19 protein-coding genes are annotated in these 19,303 nt (G+C 45.5%); 11 read left to right on the plus strand and 8 right to left on the minus strand.

Annotated features, from left to right (window positions below; translation table 11 throughout):
* The first annotated feature begins 1 nt into the window (after nucleotide 1).
* From lpxD to CXB77_RS14210, 6 genes are all read left to right on the plus strand, one after another.
* The gene (lpxD, locus tag CXB77_RS14185; RefSeq protein WP_105074412.1) at nucleotides 2-1,048 is read left to right on the plus strand and encodes a UDP-3-O-(3-hydroxymyristoyl)glucosamine N-acyltransferase; all 1,047 of its coding nucleotides are present in this window, start codon (nucleotides 2-4) and stop codon (nucleotides 1,046-1,048) included.
* Nucleotides 1,048-1,557, plus strand: a complete 510-nt coding sequence (fabZ, locus tag CXB77_RS14190) for a 3-hydroxyacyl-ACP dehydratase FabZ (RefSeq protein WP_105074413.1) — start codon at nucleotides 1,048-1,050, stop codon at nucleotides 1,555-1,557. The genes lpxD and fabZ overlap by 1 nt, the downstream gene beginning before the upstream one ends.
* A complete protein-coding gene (gene lpxA, locus CXB77_RS14195; RefSeq protein ID WP_105074414.1) occupies nucleotides 1,554-2,324 on the plus strand; it encodes an acyl-ACP--UDP-N-acetylglucosamine O-acyltransferase in 771 nt (256 codons plus the stop codon). The genes fabZ and lpxA overlap by 4 nt, the downstream gene beginning before the upstream one ends.
* Nucleotides 2,324-3,466, plus strand: a complete 1,143-nt coding sequence (gene lpxB, locus CXB77_RS14200) for a lipid-A-disaccharide synthase (RefSeq protein ID WP_105074415.1) — start codon at nucleotides 2,324-2,326, stop codon at nucleotides 3,464-3,466. Before lpxA ends, lpxB begins: the two co-directional genes overlap by 1 nt.
* 1 nt (nucleotide 3,467) lies before the next feature.
* Nucleotides 3,468-4,067 (plus strand): ribonuclease HII, encoded by a 600-nt coding sequence (gene rnhB / locus CXB77_RS14205; protein ID WP_105072403.1) that lies wholly within the window; start codon nucleotides 3,468-3,470, stop codon nucleotides 4,065-4,067.
* Nucleotides 4,068-4,197: 130 nt separating this feature from the next.
* Complete coding sequence (locus CXB77_RS14210) at nucleotides 4,198-4,572, plus strand: c-type cytochrome domain-containing protein (protein ID WP_105072402.1); 375 nt, start codon at nucleotides 4,198-4,200, stop codon at nucleotides 4,570-4,572.
* Nucleotides 4,573-4,631: 59 nt separating this feature from the next.
* Here CXB77_RS14210 and CXB77_RS14215 read toward each other — a convergent pair whose 3' ends face one another.
* Both CXB77_RS14215 and hemB read right to left on the minus strand, forming a co-directional pair.
* Nucleotides 4,632-5,870 carry an AMP-binding protein gene (locus CXB77_RS14215; protein ID WP_105072405.1) on the minus strand — a complete coding sequence of 413 codons (1,239 nt, stop codon included), beginning with the start codon at nucleotides 5,868-5,870 and terminating at the stop codon, nucleotides 4,632-4,634.
* Between the two features lie 14 nt (nucleotides 5,871-5,884).
* Nucleotides 5,885-6,898 carry a porphobilinogen synthase gene (hemB, locus tag CXB77_RS14220; protein WP_105072401.1) on the minus strand — a complete coding sequence of 338 codons (1,014 nt, stop codon included), beginning with the start codon at nucleotides 6,896-6,898 and terminating at the stop codon, nucleotides 5,885-5,887.
* 150 nt (nucleotides 6,899-7,048) lie between these two features.
* Between hemB and CXB77_RS14225 the strand changes: the two genes are divergently transcribed.
* From CXB77_RS14225 to ampD, 5 genes are all read left to right on the plus strand, one after another.
* On the plus strand, nucleotides 7,049-10,267 hold the full coding sequence (locus CXB77_RS14225) for a helicase-related protein (protein WP_105074416.1): 3,219 nt from the start codon (nucleotides 7,049-7,051) through the stop codon (nucleotides 10,265-10,267).
* On the plus strand, nucleotides 10,264-13,380 hold the full coding sequence (locus CXB77_RS14230; RefSeq protein WP_105072397.1) for an Eco57I restriction-modification methylase domain-containing protein: 3,117 nt from the start codon (nucleotides 10,264-10,266) through the stop codon (nucleotides 13,378-13,380). The genes CXB77_RS14225 and CXB77_RS14230 overlap by 4 nt, the downstream gene beginning before the upstream one ends.
* A gap of 159 nt (nucleotides 13,381-13,539) precedes the next feature.
* A complete protein-coding gene (locus CXB77_RS14235; RefSeq protein WP_105072396.1) occupies nucleotides 13,540-14,118 on the plus strand; it encodes a hypothetical protein in 579 nt (192 codons plus the stop codon).
* Nucleotides 14,119-14,434: 316 nt separating this feature from the next.
* Complete coding sequence (locus CXB77_RS14240; protein WP_242445304.1) at nucleotides 14,435-14,812, plus strand: thioredoxin family protein; 378 nt, start codon at nucleotides 14,435-14,437, stop codon at nucleotides 14,810-14,812.
* Between the two features lie 6 nt (nucleotides 14,813-14,818).
* Entirely contained in the window at nucleotides 14,819-15,364 is a 546-nt protein-coding gene (gene ampD / locus CXB77_RS14245) for a 1,6-anhydro-N-acetylmuramyl-L-alanine amidase AmpD (protein ID WP_105072394.1), read from the plus strand.
* A gap of 11 nt (nucleotides 15,365-15,375) precedes the next feature.
* Here ampD and CXB77_RS14250 read toward each other — a convergent pair whose 3' ends face one another.
* From CXB77_RS14250 to CXB77_RS14275, 6 genes are all read right to left on the minus strand, one after another.
* Nucleotides 15,376-15,609: a thioredoxin family protein gene (locus CXB77_RS14250; protein WP_105072393.1), complete on the minus strand. Its 234-nt coding sequence runs from the start codon at nucleotides 15,607-15,609 to the stop codon at nucleotides 15,376-15,378.
* 12 nt (nucleotides 15,610-15,621) lie between these two features.
* A complete protein-coding gene (locus CXB77_RS14255) occupies nucleotides 15,622-16,626 on the minus strand; it encodes a permease (RefSeq protein ID WP_242445303.1) in 1,005 nt (334 codons plus the stop codon).
* Nucleotides 16,627-16,637: 11 nt separating this feature from the next.
* Nucleotides 16,638-17,504, minus strand: a complete 867-nt coding sequence (locus CXB77_RS14260) for a lysylphosphatidylglycerol synthase transmembrane domain-containing protein (protein WP_242445302.1) — start codon at nucleotides 17,502-17,504, stop codon at nucleotides 16,638-16,640.
* A 107-nt stretch (nucleotides 17,505-17,611) separates the two neighbouring features.
* Nucleotides 17,612-18,532, minus strand: a complete 921-nt coding sequence (locus CXB77_RS14265) for a lysophospholipid acyltransferase family protein (RefSeq protein WP_105072390.1) — start codon at nucleotides 18,530-18,532, stop codon at nucleotides 17,612-17,614.
* A gap of 250 nt (nucleotides 18,533-18,782) precedes the next feature.
* Entirely contained in the window at nucleotides 18,783-19,031 is a 249-nt protein-coding gene (locus tag CXB77_RS14270; protein ID WP_105072389.1) for a DUF2283 domain-containing protein, read from the minus strand.
* An 11-nt stretch (nucleotides 19,032-19,042) separates the two neighbouring features.
* On the minus strand, nucleotides 19,043-19,294 hold the full coding sequence (locus tag CXB77_RS14275) for a DUF4258 domain-containing protein (RefSeq protein WP_146108622.1): 252 nt from the start codon (nucleotides 19,292-19,294) through the stop codon (nucleotides 19,043-19,045).
* Nucleotides 19,295-19,303: the final 9 nt, after the last annotated feature.

The following is a 19,303-nucleotide window of genomic DNA, read 5'->3' on the forward strand; positions in this document are numbered from 1 at the left end:
CGTGGAAATCTGCCTTAGAGAACTTGCCGCACAGCTAAACGTCACGCTACGCGGTGATCCTGAAATTAAGATTTCGCGGGTTGCACAATTAAATAATGCCGATGCACATAGCCTTGCATTTATTGGTGATGCAAAACATCGCAATACGCTGAATAAAACACAGGCTGGCGTGGTCATTGTATCGGAAGCCGATGCAGCGATTGCAAAGATGCCTGTTTTAATCAGTAAAAATCCTTATCTGAGTTTTGCACAGGCAGCGCGTTTATTACATCCTGATCCACCAATCAATAGCGGTATTCATCCAACAGCGGTAATTGATTCTTGCGCACAAATTGATCCAACCGCTTGGATTGGTCCGCTGGTAGTTATTGAAGCTGATGTAGTAATTGGAGCGCGAGTATTTATTGGACCCGGTTGCATTCTTAGTGCCGGAGTTGAAATTGGCGAGGATAGCCGTTTAATAGCGCGAGTTACATTATGTAGCGGTGCACGAATTGGTAAGCGGGCATTATTACATCCGGGAGCAGTCATTGGGCGTGAAGGTTTTGGTTTTGCGCGTAATGGAGAACAATGGATTCGTATTCCGCAATTGGGTCTAGCGGTGCTCGGTGATGATGTTGAAATTGGCGCAAACACTACGGTTGATCGCGGCACCTTGAGTGACACGCGCATTGGCAATGGAGTTAAATTGGATAATCATATTCAAATCGCGCATAACGTTGAAATTGGCGACAATACTGCAATTGCTGGCAATACTGGAATTGCTGGTTCGACGCACATTGGTCGTAATTGCACCATCGGCGGTGCGACGGGAATTGCAGGACATTTAGAAATTGGCGATCAAGTACATTTTACTGGAATGAGTATGGTTACCAGTTCTATTCATCAACCGGGTTTATACAGTAGCGGAATTCCGGCAATGCCAAACACGCAATGGCGACGTAATGCGATGCGCTTTAAACAACTTGATGGCTTGATACGACGAGTAAAATTCCTTGAAGCGTGGATTGAAACAATGAAAAAAATGACAACGCAGGAGAACTCATAATGGATGGATCACATTCAGTTGCAACTGATTCTAATCAAGAGATTAGTTGCGCAGAAAGTACTGTAAATACGATGGATATTCACAGAATACTTAGTCTTTTACCGCATCGTTACCCTTTTTTATTAGTTGACAAAGTTGTTGATTTTAAAATCAATGATTATTTGATTGCGGTTAAAAATGTGTCCTATAACGAACCTTTTTTTACTGGGCATTTTCCAATACGACCAGTCATGCCTGGCGTTCTGATTATTGAAGCAATGGCGCAGGCAACCGGGCTATTAGCTATGGCTTCACGCCCGGAAGAAGTTGGCAATAAACTTTATTATTTTGTCGGTATTGATAAAGCACGTTTTAAACGTCCCGTTGAGCCCGGCGATCAACTATTCATGGAAGTAAAACTCGGTCCAGTACGGCGTGGAATTTGGAAATTTGATGCTGAAGCACGTGTTGATGATCGTGTGGTGGCTACCGCTGAAATTATGTGTACTGCACGGGATTTCACTGCTTGATTCACCCTACAGCAATCATTGACTCAGCAGCTGAATTAGATGCTGAAGTTGAGATTGAAGCCTTTGCAATTATTGGTGCAGGTGTGCAAATTGGCGCAGGTACGCGTATTGGTTCTCATTCCGTATTGCGCGGTCCTTTACGTATTGGTCGTGATAATCGAATTTTTCAATTCGCATCTATTGGTGAAGACCCGCAAGATAAAAAGTATCAGGGTGAACCGACTTTGCTGGAAATTGGCGATCGCAATCAAATCCGTGAATTTACAACGCTGCATCGTGGAACCGTTCAAGATCAAGGAATTACTAAAATTGGTAACGATAATCTATTGATGGCGTATACCCACGTTGCGCATGATTGTCGAATTGGTAATCAAGTGATTATGGCGAATGCTGCGTCACTTGGTGGTCATGTTGAAATTCAAGATTGGGCGATTCTTGGCGGCTTTACTATTGTTCACCAATTTTGTCGAATTGGAGCGCATAGTTTTTGCGCAATGGGCACGGTATTAAATCAAAACGTGCCGCCTTATGTTATTGTCAGTGGTCATCCTGCTGTGCCGCGTGGCATTAACGCCGAAGGATTACGCCGCCGCGATTTTTCTATTCTAACAATTCAAGCAATCAAACGTGCATATCGACTATTTTATATGGCTGATCTAAAACGCGATATGGCGCTTGAACAAATTCGAAATATGGTTGATGCAACGCCAGAGTTGGATATTTTTATTAATTTCATTGCGGCTAGTGAGCGCGGGATTGTGCGCTAATGTTAATAGGAATTATCGCCAATGAAACCTCTGGCGATTTGCTTGGTGCAGCGTTAGTGCGGGCGCTGCGTGAGCATATTCCAGATGCACGTTTTATTGGTGTTGCGGGAACACAGATGCAAGCGGCTGGTTGTGAAACCTTATTGCCGTTGGAGCGTTTATCGGTAATGGGATTAACCGAAGTGCTCGCACATTTGCCGGAATTATTAAAATTGCGTGGTACTTTGAAGCGTTACTTTCTCGCTAATCGCCCAGCAGTATTCATTGGTATTGATGCCCCAGATTTTAATTTGTATTTAGAGCAGCAACTACGCGAAGCGGGAATTAAAACAGTGCATGTAGTCAGTCCAACTGTATGGGCGTGGCGTGCTGGGCGGGTAAAAACTATTCGCCGCGCAGTTGATTTAATGTTGTGTCTATTTCCATTTGAAGCCGCTTTTTTGACACGCCATCATATTCCCGCAATTGCAATTGGTCATCCACTTGCAGATCAGATTCCTTTTATTGTTGATCGTGATGCAGCGCGAGGCGCATTGAATTTGTCTCTCGCCGATCCGGTGATTGCGTTATTGCCCGGCAGTCGAATCAGTGAAATGCGGCGATTGGCTGCGCCCTTTATTGATGCGGCGCATCGCTGTTATTTAATGCGTCCAAATCTGCATTTCGTGGTTCCACTGGTGAATAACACCTTGCGAGAGTTATTTATTAAAGAATTGGCGCAACGTGCACCGCATTTACCAGTAACGCTGTTAGATGGGCGCAGTCGAGAAGCAATTACTGCTGCGGATTGTGTGCTCACTGCGTCGGGAACTGCGACTTTAGAAACGCTGTTGCTTAAACGTCCGATGGTGGTTGCTTATCGCGTTCATCCATTAACTTATCAATTAATTAAACGCCTAGGTTTAATTAAGGTTCCATTTATTGCAATGGCGAATTTATTGGCGGGACGGGCATTAGCGCCGGAGTTTATTCAAGCACAATGCCGTGCTGAGGTGCTGGCAGCTGCATTACTGGATTGGCTCGATCACCCAGAACGGGTGGCAGCAATTCAAGCGGATTACGGACGTATTCATAGCGAATTGCGCCGTGATGCTGCGCAAACTGCAGCCAGTGCAATAATGAAGTTAATTGGAAAAGAATGATATGAATGAACATGTGCTGCTCATTGCCGGAGTCGATGAAGCAGGGCGCGGACCGCTCGCTGGGCCGGTGAGTGCAGCAGCAGTGATTCTCGATCCGCGTCGCCCGATTGCGGGAATTGATGACTCCAAAAAACTCAGTCCAACTCGTCGCACTGCGCTTGAGCAAGTTATTCAGGAGCGGGCGCTGGCGTGGGCAGTGGCATGGGCAAGCGTGGAAGAGATTGATCGTATTAACATTTTACAAGCCTCGCTGCTGGCGATGCAGCGGGCGGTGGCAGCGTTGACCGTACCACCGCAGCGTGTTCTCGTTGATGGTAATCGCTGTCCAGATTTCGGTTGTGAAGCGCAGGTAGTGGTGGGTGGTGACGGTTCAATTGCGGCAATTGGCGCTGCGTCGATTTTAGCGAAAGTAGCGCGAGACCGATTGATGATTGCATTGGATGCGGAATATCCCGGCTATGGTTTTGCGCAACACAAGGGTTATCCGACGCGCACCCATTTAGCGGCATTGCAAACGTTAGGAGTGTGCCCGCATCATCGGCGAAGTTTTGCACCAGTGCGTGCACTCATTGGAATAAAAGTAGTAACCACAGAGACTTGATTTTCAATCATAAGTACTCAAAATCCTGATTTGAAAACCAGTATTTGTGTATTAAAAAGAACCGACCGTGATACGGTCATTGCTTATTTTTTCCCAGTATTAAAACTGGGTTTTTTACGAAGAGGAAGGTATGAAAAAATATCTGCAAGTTATTGCTGTTGGTCTTCCATTGGCGCTTTTTATTGCGGGCTGTAACGAACGGACGGTGAGTTTTAAAAACGACATTAAACCCTTGCTTGATACCAATTGCATTGAATGTCATTTGAAAGGCGGCAAGGGTTACGAGACCAGCGGATTTTTTATTGAGTCTTATGAATCGTTGATGAAGGGCACGAAATTCGGCCCGGTCGTGGTTGCTGGTGATCCGCTATCCAGCAGTCTTTACCGTTTGGTTTCCGGTGAAGTGGACAAATCAATTCAGATGCCGCACAAAAAAGATCCACTCAGTGCCGACAAGATTGCATTGATTGAACACTGGATTGCGCAGGGTGCAAAGAATAACTGAGTACCGGGCGTTTTAATTTCTAATAGTCGCTCGATCGTGTAGCACAATCGAGCGATTTTTTATATCCAATCAATCAGTTTGCCTAATGACGAACGCGGCAATTCAGCACCAATTGTAATGGTGCGTGGCAATTCCGCTGCGGTGAGTCGTTCAGATAACCAATGATGCAGGTGCTCGGCAAATTGTGCGGAATCTGCACCAATGACACGCGGCACGACAAACGCTTTCAAACGTCCGCCTGCCGCTGCACTTGCCAGCCGTACCGTCGCGTCAATAACGTCGGGATGTTGACACAGACACTCCTGCACCCGTTGCGGAAACACGTTGACGCCGCCGACCTGCACTGCGCCATCGCGTCGCCCCAGCACTTGAAACTGCCGCGCTTCCACCCATTGCAATTGATCCGGTAACGCCGTCGTCACCACTGCGCCGTTTGGCAAGTAGCGACTGAGATGTTCAACGGTATCGGCAGGACGCGACCAATGCGGCAGTAATTGCAGCGGATCACCAGCCGCTTCACGCAGTCCAATGCCCGCAGTTTCCGAAGAACCGTAAACCTCAATGCACCGCGCACAACCCGCCGCAGCGAGCCGTTGCCATACACTCGCCGGACAATGCCCCGTCGATGAAATGACGGTGACATCAGGCGCGAGCGTTAATGGTGAACGCAGCGCCAAATCAAAAAATGCCGGATGACCAACGATGACATCGCCAGCCTGCGCTCGCCGCAGTACGTTGCTCGGCAGTGCGTTACGCACATCGTGCACGGGAATTTTCAACTGCGCAGGCAGCATCGTGGCAAATAAAAAGCCGTAAATATGCTGAAATGGAACCGCACTGAGCACCTGCCGCCGGTCGTGTAACTCGTTGGCAAAAAAGCTGATTTCTTCTTCCAGCCACGCCAGCGGATGGGTGCATAATTTCGGTTGTCCAGTCGAACCGGAAGTGAAAAAGCTCATCGCTTCATCCCAGTGACGGCGACTTTCCAGCACGGTATCGACCCACACGCGCAAGCGCCGTGAGGTCATCAAACGTTGATCTAAACCGGTTTCGTGGAGATGAAACAGCACCACGATTGCCGTCACCAGATTAAGAAACTCCAACGAATCCAAATCTAAACGCTCCAACGCCTGCTCAAGTTGCGGACTGTCAGAATGCAGCGGCGCTTCGGTCAACAGCGCCAGCGCCTGCCGCACACCGAGCAACCCCGGTCGCGCCCGCGTCACTTCGGCAGCGATGACATCGACCAACAAACGCAGCACCGTTGTTATTGTCCACCAAGGTTTATTGGTCATCATCGTTGCCAATTCGTCTATTCCGCCAACCAACGCGCCACGTCTTTAGCGTAATACGTCAAAATGCCATCTGCGCCAGCACGTTTCATTGATAATAACGCCTCTAAAACCACTGCCTTTTCATTCAGCCAGCCATTCAAACTGGCGGCTTTTAACATCGCATATTCGCCACTGACTTGATAAACAAACGTTGGTGCACCGAATTGATCTTTAATCCGCCGCACGATGTCTAAATACGGCAAGCCGGGTTTAATCATCACCATATCCGCACCTTCCGCTAAATCCAATGCGACTTCATGCAGTGCTTCATTGGAATTCGCCGGGTCCATTTGATAAGTGTATTTATTGCCCGCACCTAAATTGCCCGCTGAACCAACTGCATCGCGGAATGGTCCGTAATAACTCGACGCATATTTTGCGGAATACGCCAGAATACGGGTGTGAATATAACCGGCAGCTTCTAATGCGGTGCGCACTGCGCCAATGCGTCCATCCATCATGTCCGATGGAGCCACAATATCTGCGCCAGCTTCGGCATGAGATAAAGCCTGTTGTACGAGTACTTCCACCGTTTCGTCATTCATCACATAACCGGCGACATCAATTAAACCGTCTTGTCCATGCGTGGTGAATGGATCAAGCGCGACATCGGTAATGATCCCCAATTCCGGCACTGCGTTTTTAATTGCGCGTACTGCACGCTGCGCCAGTCCGTTGGGATTAAATGCCTCCCGCGCATCGAGTGATTTAACCGATAACGGCGTCACAGGAAATAGTGCCAGCGCCGGAATTCCCAATTGATAGGCAGTGCGAGCGTCTTCTACCAATAAATCAATGCTCAGGCGCTCCACGCCGGGCATCGACGCGATTGGCTCGCGCTGATTGCTGCCTTCCAGCACAAATACGGGATAAATCAAATCGTTAGCAGTAAGCGTGTGCTCGCGCATCAACCGACGCGAAAAATCATCACGGCGCATCCGGCGCAGCCGCGTAACGGGAAAAGCCGAGCGAGGAGTGGAAAGTGTGGACATAAGCAGTGGTTCTCAATAGGAAGGAAAAATGCCGCTGATGGTTGGCAGCGGACAGCTACGATAGCTCAGGACGGGCAGCGGCTCCAGATTGCAGTGCAGATTTCCGGCTAAACTGCTCGCTATTGTCGTTTATTTTTAGGAAATCGCTGCATGAGTACTGTCTCAGATTTGACGTTTATTACCAATGAACACGGGCAACATCTCCGCGACCGCTTTAATGTGTTATTAAATGATCATCCACGCTGTTTTGAGTGTTTAGTTGGTTATTTTTTCATCAGTGGTTTTCATCAATTGCATTCTGCATTAGCAAATACGGAACAGATTCGGATTTTAATTGGCATCAATACGGATCGACCAGTGTTGCAATTGCTGGCAACGGCGCAAGCGCAGCAGGAATTGGCGCTAGAATCTCATTCTTATGTCCATCAACATCTCCCCGGCGCAATTCTACACGAATTACAGCAAGCAGAAGAGAGTGCTGCTGTTGAAAGCGGAGTGCAGCACTTTGTGGAATGGATTAAATCCGGCAAATTAGCTATTCGTGCATATCCGTCGGGGCGTATTCACGCCAAGCTCTATATCATGACCTTTAAGGAAGGCGACCGCGACGCCGGACGCGTTATTACTGGTTCCAGCAATTTTACCGCTGCCGGTTTAGTGGATAATTTAGAATTTAACGTTGAACTAAAAAATCGCTCTGATTACGAATTTGCTCGCGCCAAGTTTAATGAATTGTGGACAGAAGCGGTGGATGTGACGGCGGATTATGTCACCACCATTGAACAAGATTCACATTATGCAGCAATCACGCCTTATGAGCTGTATCTCAAATTGTTATACGAATACTTTCGCGGCGAACTGAATTTATCAATTGATAGTTTGGATGGCAATTTGCCGCCCGGTTTTAAGCCATTGCGCTATCAGGCAGAAGCGGTGGCAAATGCGCATAAAATTTTGGATGAATACGGCGGCGTATTTTTAGCGGATGTGGTTGGTTTAGGAAAAACCTATATGGCGGCATTGCTGGCGCAGCAACTCAATACGCCCTGTTTAGTGATTGCGCCACCGCATTTATTGGATGCGCAAAATCCTAGCGCATGGCCAAATGTATTTCGTGATTTTGGCGTGCGTGGTTATCGGTGTGAATCAGTGGGTAAATTGGAGGCATTATGCACACAAGATTTGCGCAAATTCACAACGGTATTTATTGATGAATCGCACCGTTTTCGCAGTGAAACCACGCAAAGTTATTCGCTATTAGCGCAGATTTGTTTTGGCAAGCGTGTCGTGCTGGTGTCGGCCACGCCGCTGAATAATGCGCCACAAGATATTTTGAGCCAAATCAAACTGTTCCAGCCGAGTAAACGCAGCACCATTCCGAATGTGCGCGATTTGGAAGCCTTCTTTGGTCGGTTGCGCCGCCGTCTCGATGCCCTCGACCGTCAAAGTGATCACGCCGAGTATTTGCGCATCGTACAGGATAATGCGCGAGAAACCCGCGAAAAAGTGTTGAAATTCTTGATGATTCGCCGCACCCGCAGCGAGATTGCCAAATACTACGGCGCTGATCTTGCCCAACAAGGTCTCAAATTTCCCGAAGTTGCCGATCCCGAACCACTGTTTTATCAATTTAATACGAATGAATCGCAGGTATTTAATCAGACTATTTATACACTAACTCACGAGTTCAAATATGCCCGCTATACACCACTGGCATATTACAACGGCGAGCGTGATGAGCAAGCCATTCACAGCCAGCGCAATTTAGCTAAATTAATGAAAATAATGCTGGTTAAGCGCCTTGAAAGCAGCTTTGCGGCATTTCGTGCCACGCTGGAACGCTTTATTGTGACTTATGAACGCGTGATGATTGAATTTAATAAAGGGCATGTATTTATTAGTAAAAAACACAGCGCAAAAATTTTTGATTTATTGGATGCAGATGATGAAGCAGGAATTGAGCGGCTGCTGGATGAAGATAAAGCGGAAAAATTGGCGGCTGCCGATTTTACACCGGAGTTTAAGATTGATTTGGAACATGATTTGGCGCTGCTCAAGGATATTCACAGCAATTGGCAACAAATGACCCGCGATCCTAAATGGGATTGCTTTTGCGCCATTCTGAATGACAATGCGCTGCTTAAAAGTAACAAAATCATTATTTTCACCGAATCAAAAGAAACCGCCGCCGATTTAGCAGAAAAAATCCGCGCTCAGGTTGAATCAAAAGTATTGTTGGTGACAGGTGGCGCTGCGCCCGGCGTCCGCGCAGAAGTCATTGCTAATTTTGATGCTAAATTTTATCGTCCCAAAGATGATTACCGTATTCTCGTGACGACTGAAGTGCTTGCTGAGGGCGTCAATTTGCACCGCGCCAATATCGTGGTGAATTATGATATTCCTTGGAATCCGACCCGTTTAATTCAGCGCGTTGGGCGCGTTAATCGCGTAGATACCACATTTGAGCGGATTTATACCTATAACTTTTTTCCAACTGATGAAAGTAATGATTTAATCAAACTGCGTGAAGCGGCTGAGGCAAAAATTCATGCGTTTATTCAGATGCTCGGTGCTGATGCGCGGCTGCTTACAGAAAATGAAGACATCGTGTCGCACGATCTTTTTACGCGCTGGAATTCAAAACAAACGCTCACGGGTGAAGATGACAATGCGGCATCTGAATTGCAGTTTTTAACGGAAATTCGCGCCGTGCGAGATACGCAGCCCGAGTTGTTTGCGCGGATCAAACGCTTGCCACAAAAAGCCCGCTCAACTCGGCAAGTGTCAAGCACCGCAGTGCCAACAGTTCCGGCGGTGTTGAATTATTTTCGACAAGGCAAATTGGATAAGTTTTTTCTCAGCAGTGGCACTGGCGTCGCAACGTTTGAATTAGATTTTATCACTGCGGCGACGTTGCTAAAACCGACTGATCCGCATGAACTGCGCCATCACATTCCGCAGCGTTTTTATACTTTACTGGAGCAAAATAAAGCGGCATGGATGGCTGCCACCATAATTGATATTGAACACATGAAAGCGTTGCAATCGGATCATCAATATGATAGTTATATTGTGAAACGCTTAAAAGATAAAGCGGTGCGGCATTGCCCGCAATTCACCACTGATGATGAAGCGTTAATTGGCAAAGTGATTCGCCTTGTAGAAGATGGTTTATTGCCTAAAGTAACGGCTAAAAAAGTGGCAACTGCATTAAAACGACAAGAGAATTTTGCTCCGTTGCGGGTGCTGGCAGTGCTGCGCGAACAGATTCAAGCAGAATTGCTACAATTCAACCGCTTTGTTCCCATCAATCACCCACCAGCACTGCGTGAAGTGATTTTATCGTCTTATTTGATGAAACAACTATGAACCCACAACAAGCACGCACTTACATTGCCAATCTATTTTCCCACGCTTTTAATCGCGTGAAATTTTTGGAATTCACGCGCAATGTGTTGAATAACAATTTTGATGAACATAAAGCTGCGCTGTGGAATACGGTTTATATCAAAGATGCTTTCAAGTCGCATGTTGCCCGCTATGAACGGCTCGGTACTTACACTGCGCCAGACGGCGATCAATTAGATGTGCTCATTGTTCACTTGACGCATGATGCAAAATTAGAACGCACCCGGACGGCGCTGCGCAATTTTATTGCCGATCATCTTAAACAGCGCGATGAAAAAGATGCAGCATTGGTGGCGTTTGTTTCACCAACAGAAGCGCAATGGCGCTTGTCTTACGTCAAAATGGAATACAGTGCCGTTGAAACGGTCGCTGGTACGGTTGGAATTAAAACGCAATTAACCCCAGCGCGGCGCAGTTCTTATCTCGTGGGTGCAAATGAAAGTTGCCACACGGCGCAATCGCGTTTTATTGCGTTATTACAGGAAACGCGGCTCGCGCCGACCTTGGCGCAGATTGAAGATGCGTTTAGTGTTGAGGCGGTCACGAAAGAATTTTTCAAGCAATACGCGGCGCTGTGTAGTGAATTAGAACAGGCGTTGACGCAACTATTAGCGCAAGCGCAATTGTTGCGCGATGAATTCGAGCGGCAGCAGATTAACGCTTTAGATTTTGTTAAAAAGTTATTAGGGCAAATTGTGTTTTTATACTTTTTGCAAAAGAAAGGCTGGCTCGGTGTGGCACAAGATGACAATTGGGGCGCGGGACCAGCAGATTTTTTGCGCCGTCTCGCGCAGCGCGATGATTACACCAATTTTTTTAATGACATTCTTGAACCGCTGTTTTATGACACGCTCGCTACTGATCGCGGTCATGCTGCGTGGTGTGCGCAATTCAACTGCCGTATTCCCTTTTTGAATGGCGGTTTATTTGAGCCGTTAGGCGATTACCATTGGCAAACGGTGGATATTTTATTGCCCAATCGGTTATTTACGAATACCGAGCAGGCGGCTAATGGCGACGTTGGCACCGGCATTTTAGATGTGTTTGATCGCTACAATTTCACCATCACTGAATCAGCGCCGTTAGAAAAAGACGTGGCGATTGATCCCGAAATGTTGGGCAAGGTGTTTGAAAATCTGATTGAAGATAATCGCCGTAAAGGATTGGGTTCTTTTTATACGCCGCGTGAAATCGTGCATTATATGTGTCAGGAAAGTTTAATTAATTATCTGGATACGCGCTTGACTGAATTGGAATTAAACGTGCCGCGTGATGATTTGGAAACGCTGGTGCGGCTGGGCGATCAATTGGCGCATTATGAAACGGTTAAAACGCAGTATGCGGGGCGCGAAATGCCGCTGGCGATTCAACAACAGGCGCGGCAAATTGATCAGCAATTGGCGGATATTACTGTTTGTGATCCGGCGGTTGGTTCGGGTGCATTTCCGGTGGGGATGATGAGTGAAATTGTCCGCGCTCGTTCGGCATTGACGCCGTATTTTAATGACGCTACCGAGCGCGGCGCGTATCAATTCAAACGCCATGCCATTCAATCGTGTTTATACGGAGTTGATATTGATCCGGGCGCAGTTGATATTGCTAAGTTGCGGCTGTGGTTATCGCTGGTGGTGGATGAAGATAACGTGCAGCACATCAAGCCGTTGCCGAATTTGTCTTATAAAATTGTGTGCGGCAATTCATTGTTGGGTGTGGAAAAAACGCTGTTTAATGAGCAAGCATTCCGTGAGCTTGAACAATTAAAACCGCTTTATTTTAATGCGGCAGACAAGCAGCAGAAAGATCAGTATAAGCTACAGATTGATGCCATTATTCACACGCTAACGAATGGTAAAGCAGAGTTTGATTTTGAGATTTACTTTTCAGAAGTATTTCATCAGAAAAGCGGGTTTGACGTGGTGATTGGAAATCCGCCTTATGGTGCAAAGTTTTCACCTGAATTACGAGCTTGGCTCCTAAAAATTTATAAACACCAAAGCAATCCTCCCGAAAGCTATATGCTATTTGTAGAAAAAGGTTATGAACTGATGCGTCATCAGGGTGTAATTATTTACATTGTTCCTAACACATGGCTGCCATCGCTTACCTTTCAAAAATTTAGAAGGTTTTTAGTATCTCATTTCCAGTGGCTTGGTCTTCTTGTTATTAAAACAAAAGTATTTGCTGCTGTCGTTGACACAAATGTATTCGTTTTCAAAAAATCAACACCTCAAGAAGGCATTGGGTTTCCAGTTTTCTTTTTTGAGCCAGTTGGAATTCGTTTTGCACACAATCTCACTTGGGCAAATGTTCCAAAAGATGGTAATGCAATCAATGTAATTTTTCCTCCAACCCATCAAAATCTTTTTCAGACAATTAAAAAAAGAGGCGTAGTTTTGAAATCTGTTGCAGACGTGTATAACGGGGTTAAACCCTTTGAAAAGGGAAAAGGGAAACCGCCTCAAACTGCGCAAATTATGAGAGAAAAACCTTTTGTTGTTGAAGGCTCGAAGCCATCCGGTGCTAATTGGATGCCACTTCTGAGAGGTAGTCTTATCCAACGTTATGTCACGCTCTGGAATAACGATTATTGGATTAAGTATGGAGAGTGGCTTGCTGCGCCACGCGATTCATCTATATTTGAAGCACCTGTTAAAATTTTTGTTCGTCAAACTAGTGATTCTATTATTTCAACTCTTTGTAATTCAGGCGTTGTAGGTAGAGACAATTTACACATTATTTTGCCAAAAAATTCTACAGACTTACTTTTTGTTTTGGGTATTTTAAACTCAAAATTTACAGATTTTATTTATTTTTTTATCAATCCAGAAAAGGGGGAAGCACTTGCTCAAGTAAAAAAGACACACGTTGAAGAATTACTTTTACCCAAACGTAGTTTTGATGCTCCAGATGAACAAGAGCCAATCATTAAATTAGTTAACCAAATCCTTGTCGCCAAATCAGAGAATCCCAAAGCGGACACCAGCGCCTTGGAACGGGAAATAGATCAATTGGTGTATGCGCTGTACGAATTGACACCTGATGAAATTGTAATTGTGGAAGGAGCGGGGAAGTGATCTCGCGTTATTACCAGCTTCGTTTGCGCACATAACGCATCATGTGCTTTACGCATTTACTAAATAGGCGTTAGAATATATCGGTCGTATTTGACTAATATGGCACGGTTAGTTACAGCTCAACTTGAGCGTCTATCGTTAAATAGAGAGGCAGCAATAATGAAAACACAGTTTTCCTGCGCGGTAGGATTAGCACTTGGGCTAGTCTTTGCGAATGTACAGGCGAGTCCTCCTGATCATCGACATGATTTTGATTCTTTTCCGGGTAATGGTGTCGGTAATTCTGAGCAACCGCGAGATGTTGGCAAATATCTATTGGCTGATGATCATGTGAATGTGTTTGGTGGTGCGTTATTGCGCGATGATTGCACTCACGATGGCGGTTTAATGGGCGCAGTAATGGTTGGTCCCCCGTACAATCGACAGTTGAGTGTAATTAAATTGATACCAACGTTTTGGGTAAATAATCCCGATCCGACAACACTTCCAGCAGGATATGCAACTTTTGCAGTACCAGACGCATTGGCGAATATGGCGCGATTATTTTTGTGTTACAACGTAGTGCCAATCAGTGGCGCTAACCCGGGAATGACCACCTTTTGTGATTGGGCACCCCGCGATTTACGCGAACCATTCAGCGTTACCACAGATGGTGTCCGCACGATGTTAATGGATGTTGAATACAGAGGTGGTCGGGGTCTGTGTGCTGAAGATGAAAATACTTGGGTAGCTAATTAAATTGATTTGATCATATTGCCAATTTAGTGCGAATATGGTTAATCTAAATGACAGAACAACAGCGCGGAATTTTATTCCGCGCTTTTTTTACATTGCTAACGATATCATAAATGCTAAAATATCACTTAGGGCATATTTATTCAGGTATTGATTTTTCCAGCTACAAACAAAAACGCAATTGAAATTGTAATGCCTATCATGTGGTTTCAATTCGGGTTTACTGTGAATAAAAAATTCAATTGCATGACGGCAAACGCGTCCAATTTTGAGAACACTAATCCGTATTGTCGTCGATTAGCTTTGGAGTATTTTTGTCGTGTCCACACATCCTGACATCTTCGCAGTATCCACCGAAAACTTCACTACTACCGTATTGGAAGCATCACATCAGCGTCCGATTCTCGTGGATTTTTGGGCGGATTGGTGTGCGCCATGCCGCGCCTTATCACCGCAATTAGAGCGCGTAATTGCCGATCTCAACGGTCAAATTCACCTCGCCACTTTGGAGGTAGATGAAGGCGATAATATGCGCGAGGCTGGGCGCTATCAGGTGCGCGGTTTTCCGACCGTGATGTTGTTTCATTACGGTCTGGAAATAGCGCGATTCAGCGGCGCTCGTTCTCGCCATCAAATCCGCGAATGGCTCCAGCAGCAGCTTGGCGCAACACTGGTTTTTCTCCATTCAACCGAATAATTTATAATGACATTTCATTCCGCCATTGACGCTGACGGCTGGCTATTGACCGCGCAGCGCCACCTATCACCGAATTACGATCAACGCCCGCTGAATACCGTGATTGATCTATTAGTAATTCATAATATCAGCCTACCGCCGGGCGAATTTGGTGGGAATTGGATTGATGACTTTTTTCTCAATCGGCTTGATCCTGCTGCGCATTCGTATTTTGTAACGATTGCACAATTGTGCGTTTCCGCACATTTACTGATTCGCCGCGACGGAATGATCATTCAATACGTGCCCTTTATACAACGAGCATGGCACGCAGGAAAATCGTGTTTTCAAGGGCGCGAACGCTGTAATGACTATTCAATTGGGATTGAATTAGAAGGAACGGATGATATGCCGTTTACGGATGAACAATATCAAACGCTGAATACGAGCATTGTGCAATTGCGCAGCACCTATTCAGCAATCACTTCTGAGCGCATCGTTGGTCACAGTGACATTGCACCCGGACGCAAAACTGATCCTGGTGCGGCATTTGATTGGGCGCGAGTGCATTAAAAAATAGCGATTCATTCAAACCAACGTTCAACTGTTCCGCGTTCCGGTATTCCGCCAGAATGCACCACCACTCCATCAATCACCACGCCCGGCGTTGCCAGAATGCGATAGCGCATGATGTCCTCAATTTTCTCCACTTTTTCTAATTCAATAATCACGCCTTTCGCTTTCGCCACTTCTTCGACTAAATTGCGTGTAGTTTGGCAATTGCGGCAACCCGTACCAAGAATTTTGACGTTTTTCATGTCATTGCTCCGTTATAAAACCCAATTGAAAACATAACCAACCAATAAAATGCCAGTAGCAACCACCCCGACAAAAGTGGCAATTAATGGCCATTTTAGCACCTTGCGCAAAATCAATAACTCCGGCGCAGATAACGCAATCACGCTCATCATAAACGCTAAGGTCGTACCAAGCGCTGCGCCTTTACCAATTAACGCCTCAACAATGGGAATAATTCCGGCAGCATTGCTATACATTGGCACACCAAGTATTACTGCCATAGGAACCGCCCACCACACATCACGTCCCATCAACGCAGCCATAAAATCTTCTGGCACATAGCCGTGAATAACTGCGCCTAATCCAACACCGATCACCACATATAGCCATACACGTCCGACAATTTCGCGGACATGTTTTATTCCCGCAGCAATTCGTTGTGACCAAATAAAATTGGTGTAATCCTGCGTTGCGACATCGCCAAAATGAATTGCACGAACCCAATCTTCTAAATATCCTTCCATTCGTAATGCGCCAATAATAATTCCTGCAACAATAGCGATAATCAACCCCATTCCTAAGTAGAGCACTGCAACCTTCCATCCGAATAATCCAAACAGCAGTGCCAGCGCGACTTCATTTACCATCGGCGCAGAAATAAGAAATGAAAAGGTTACACCCAATGGCACTCCCGCAGTAACAAAACCAATGAATAATGGCACTGCTGAACAGGAACAAAATGGCGTCACAATACCAAGGCTGGCTGCCATTAAATTACCAATACCAAGTCGTCGTCCAGCAAGCAGTGCACGAGTACGTTCTGGTGCGAAAAAAGTTTGAATGATCCCCATGATAAAGACGATGCCGATCAGTAATAACAGTACTTTAGGCACTTCGTAACAGAAAAAATAAACTGCTTCGCCAAATGCGCTGGCACGTTCCAAATGCAGTAATGCAATTGAAACATCAGCTAATTCAGTGAGATGCGTATACATTAATACCCAAAGTATCAATACAATTGGCAATCCACGCAACACAAAATAACTCCTCAACAATTCGGTGATGGTTTTTTTAGAAGAAATGCGAGTGCACCTAGAATTAACGTGCTTCCCAATAAAAATAAATGCAAATTGACTGCACCAGCCAACGCCAGTTTAGGCTCAATTCCAAGCGGCATCAATGCAGCTACTGCTGCCAATTCATAACTGCCGCTGCCAGCGATGCCATGAAACGGCAACACACTAGACAATTCCGCACCCATCACGCCAGTTAATAATTGCCAAATATCCAGCGGCAAAAAGAATCTTAGCAAACTCACAAAGGCAGCGAATTTTAAGCTCCAGATTAACGCTGTCCATAAATAAATCCGTGCAATTAAACTCAATTCACTTGGTGCAGTTTGCAAGACTTGTTTGATTAATTTTTGTATTCGCCCAGTACTGCTTAATTGTGGTAAACGATGCAGTTGGTTGAAAAATTTTAATAGGGTTAATCCTGCAATCCATAGTGCCGCTAACAGCCACCATATCCATGACGGCTGACGTAAATTGAGAATAACAATAGCAATTAGTGCGAGAAAATGCAGATCAAATAATCGAATCCAAATTAAGGCGGCAGCAGCATCCAGTATTTCGTATCCAAAATAGCGCCGCATTAACCACGGAAACACCAATTCACCACTGCGCATGGGTAATAAATTATTAGCGACATTGTGAAAAATTGTTAAGCGCAACATAACCGCAAATTTTCCGGCAAATTGTTGGCGGAAATAATCCGTCATACGCACAGCGCGTAATCCATAACTAAGTGCGGTTAATGCGAATAGCCAAGCGAGTAGCCAAGGCGATAATTCCCGCCATGGTGCGAGTAGCGTTGCCCAACCAATTGTGAATTGTACTGCTGCTAGCAATAGCAATAAAAATGTTGCGCCTAATAACCAGTCACGCCATTTACTAATGAAATTTAATTTCCCATTTTTTGAAAAAATACTGCTTAGACTGGGATTAATACAAAAATTTTCCATTAGCGTTTTCGTTTTACATAATATAATGGCGATAAATGATCTGGACGGGTTTTGAAGCGACGATGCACCCAGAAATACTGTGCCGGTAAATCGCGCACATGTGCTTCAATAACTTGATTCATTTGTGTTGTATCGGCAATTTGATCGCCACTTGGAAATTGTTCTAATGGCGGATAAAAACACAATTCGACACCACGTCCCCAAGGTAAAAACCGAGTGATTGTTGGAATAACAACGGCATTTGTTTTCGCTGCGAAGCGTCCTAGCATTGGTACGGTTGAAGCGGGCTGATCACAAAAAGGAACGAAAATCCCGCGTCGCCCTGCATCCTGATCTGGCAAATAAATAAATGGCGTACCCGCTTTAATGATGCGAATTAAACCGCGTAAATCATCGCTGCGTTCAATGGGAATGCTGCCGAATTGACAACGGGCGCGACGTACTCGCCAATCCATGACGGGATTGCGGAGGCGTTGATACATGTGAACGCATGGATGTACCAATGCAGTTAATCCCGCGCCACCTAATTCTAATGCAATAAAATGCGGTGCTAATAAGATGATCGGACGATCAGCAGTAAGATAGGTGTCAATAATTGATTGGTTGCGAATATGCACCAGCCGCCGTACTCGCGCCGGTGAAATCTCCCAACGCACACCTTGCGTTAATACTGCAACACCAAGCCAAATAAAATGCTTCCATAAGAGGTACTCGCGGGCGATGTTACTGAGCGTTGGAAAACAGCATTGTAAATTGCGCCGCGCTATTCGCCGCCGCGATCCAGCAAATAAATAACTCAATCCGCCGATGAAGCTACCAAATGCCCATAGCAATGGAAATGGCAAGCGCCCCAACAGATAAATAATTGCTACGCCTAACCAACTTACCCAATGGCGTGGATGTAATAACTTTAAGGGCATGATGAATAGTAAAATGGCATTGCAGAAAACAACTTTTTAATGCTGTCACCGGTCGCTTGATTATTGGATGTCGGTTTAAAACTAATCGCCATGTGCACTATTCCCGTTGGTATTTCTAGCGGTAGCTGTAATTGTAAGCAATGGTTTTTGGAAGTTCAGCAACGGCTTCGTAGTATTGCGCAGTCATGTGAAAATCCCCGTAATGGATTGCAGATTTTAATGCTTGTTTCAAGCGAAGCACGGCATGGGTTTACACAAAATCAAATACAAGAATTGATTGCATTTGTCCAGTCTGGCGATTGTTCACTAAAAGCTGTCCAGCATCTTGACGGAAAAGCTGTTCATTGGCATTGAGTAGTTCAATTCCATAAAGGCGTCCGTCAGGCATTAAATCGATGTTCAATTCTTCACTGAGATGCAATGTTTGCAAATCTTCGGCTTGGGTATCAAGAAAGCGTAAATAAGCAATGTTGTATTGTGGATCATATTCAACGCGCATTTATCAATCCTCTAAAAGTATTTCACGATGACGGTAATGACTACCCGGTCGCCTTGTTCTTCAACCGCAAAGACTTCGATTTGTTTTGTGGCAAACTCTCGGTTACGCCAAACGCTGGCATAGGGAAAGTTGCGACGGAAACCAATTCTGTCAAATTTAGCTGGGAAGCGTTCACCAGAATTGACAGTTTCAATCACTTCTTGTTTGGTCGCGCCACGTTCCTTCATTCTGGTGAGCGCATGTGGATGAATGTTAATGGTCATAGATTTATG

It is taken from the genome of Chromatium okenii, assembly GCF_002958735.1.
Classification (GTDB): domain Bacteria; phylum Pseudomonadota; class Gammaproteobacteria; order Chromatiales; family Chromatiaceae; genus Chromatium; species Chromatium okenii_A.